Source organism: Polaromonas sp. P1_H6 (assembly GCF_056405195.1).
In genome coordinates, this window is record NZ_JBFUCN010000071.1 from 1 (window position 1) to 2261 (window position 2261).

Consider the following 2261-nt stretch of genomic DNA (forward strand, 5'->3'; position numbering starts at 1 on the left):
TTCATTACCGAATACGACACCACGGTTGGCAACATCGATACCCTCCGCTTCGACAGCTCCGTGACGGCCGGCGACATCAAGCTCAACCGCAACAACTGGGATCTTTTCCTGAGCATAGACGGCACGACGGATGTGATCACGCTTGCCAGATGGTATTTGAACGATGCCTACAAGATCGAACAGGTCGAGTTTGCCGATGGCACGCTGTGGAACAAAACCGACTTCGCCGCGATGGCGAATGCTACGGTGTTCGGCGGCACTGACGGCAATGATTACATCGAGGGAACGGGGGGCGACAACGTGCTGGAGGGCGGCGGTGGAGACGACCAGCTTCGCGGCCTGGCGGGCAACGATGTGTACCTGTACAAGCGAGGCGACGGCACGGACACCATCCTCGAGCACGACGAATTCGCAGGCAATATCGACACAGTCCGTTTCGATAGTTCAGTGGCCGTGGCGGACATCAATGTGACTCGGGACCAGGCCAATCTGTACCTGAATATAGCGGGCACGACGGACCGCATCATCCTGTACAACTGGTTTGACAGCGACGCCGACAAGGTCGAGCGCGTTGAGTTCGCCGACGGTACGGTATGGAATCAAAGTGACTTGCTGGACCTGAGCATTGTTCGTGGCACCGCGGGAGATGACTCTCTTTCTGGCACTGGAGGCGACGACATACTGCAAGGGCAAGGCGGTAACGACCTGTTGGACGGGGGCATCGGAAACGACGTCTACCTCTACAGGCGTGGAGACGGATCGGACACCATCGCGGAGAGCAACGTAAATTCCGGAAACGTTGACGCTGTTCGTTTCGACAACTCGGTGGCCGCTTCTGACGTCAAGGTAACTCGCGACCAGGATCATCTTTATCTCAATATCAGCGGAACCTCGGACCGGATCACGCTGCGATACTGGTTTGCCAACGACGCTTTCAAGATCGAGCAAGTCCAGTTTGCCGACGGCACGGTGTGGGATATCCCGGCCCTGACCGCCATGGCGGTGTTTGGCGGGACGGCGGGCGATGATCTCGTGATGGGGTCGATTCTTGGCGACGTGATCGATGGCGGCGCCGGCAACGACACGCTCAGTGGCAATATCGGCAATGACGTGTACCTATATAGGCGCGGGGACGGTTCGGACATCATTGCCGAATACGACACTACGGCTGGCAACATCGATACCCTCCGCTTCGACAGCTCCGTGACGGCCGGCGACATCAAGCTCAACCGCAACAACTGGGATCTTTTCCTGAGCATAGACGGCACAACGGACGTGATCACGCTGTACCACTGGTATCTGAACGATGGCTACAAGGTCGAGCAGGTCGAATTTGCCGATGGCACGCTGTGGAACAAAACCGACTTCGCTGCGATGGCGGCAGCGGTGGTGTTTGGTGGAACCCAGGGTGATGACTACATGCTTGGTGCCACCGGCAATGACATGCTGAAGGGGCTTGGCGGCAGCGACATGCTCGATGGCGCCGGTGGCTTCGATGTGCTCGAAGGCGGTGCAGGAAACGACCAGCTCGCGGATGGCAATGGCAGCAATTACCTCAATGCAGGAGCCGGCGCCGATCATTTGAGCGGCAGCGCCGCTGCTGCGGACCTCTTCATAGGTGGCACCGGAAACGACGTCGTCTACCTCGGCAACGGGAAAGACCTCATCGCCTTCAATATCGGTGACGGTCAGGATACGCTGTATGCGAGCGGAGCATCTGTGAACCCGGACGACACCGTCAGCCTGGGCGGCGTCGGCCTTGACTACGCCAAGTTGAGCCTGGAAAAGAGCGGTAATGACCTGATCCTCAAGATCAGCGACACCGACCAGCTGACCTTCAGCTACTGGTACGGCAGCACGGCCAATCAAAGCGTGCTGAACCTGCAACTGGTGGCCGAGGCCATGGCGGCCTTTGATGCGAACTCCAGCGACCCGCTGCTTAACAAGAAAGTGCAGACCTTCGACTTCCAGGGCCTGGTCGGTGCCTTTGATGCGGCGCGCACGGCCACCCCTGGGCTGAGCAGCTGGGCACTGAGCAACGGGCTCACGCAGTTCCACCTGGCGGGCAGTGACAGCGAGGCCCTGGGCGGCGACCTGGCCTACCACTATGGTGCGGACGGCACGCTGGCCGGCATGGGCCTGGGCAAGGCGCAGGACGTGCTGACGAATGCGCAATTTGGTGTGCAGGCGCAGGCCATCCATTCGACGGTGAGCTTGCAGGAAGGGCTGGTTCGCCTCGGCTAATGGGGACGACATAGAAA

General features: G+C 59.4%; 1 protein-coding gene. It reads left to right on the forward strand.

What is annotated here, in order from left to right; all coding sequences use genetic code 11:
• Nucleotides 1-2244, forward strand: a 2244-nt coding sequence (locus AC1D1F_RS24720; RefSeq protein WP_477700885.1) for a calcium-binding protein, incomplete at its 5' end; no start/stop codon positions are given.
• Nucleotides 2245-2261 lie beyond the last annotated feature (17 nt).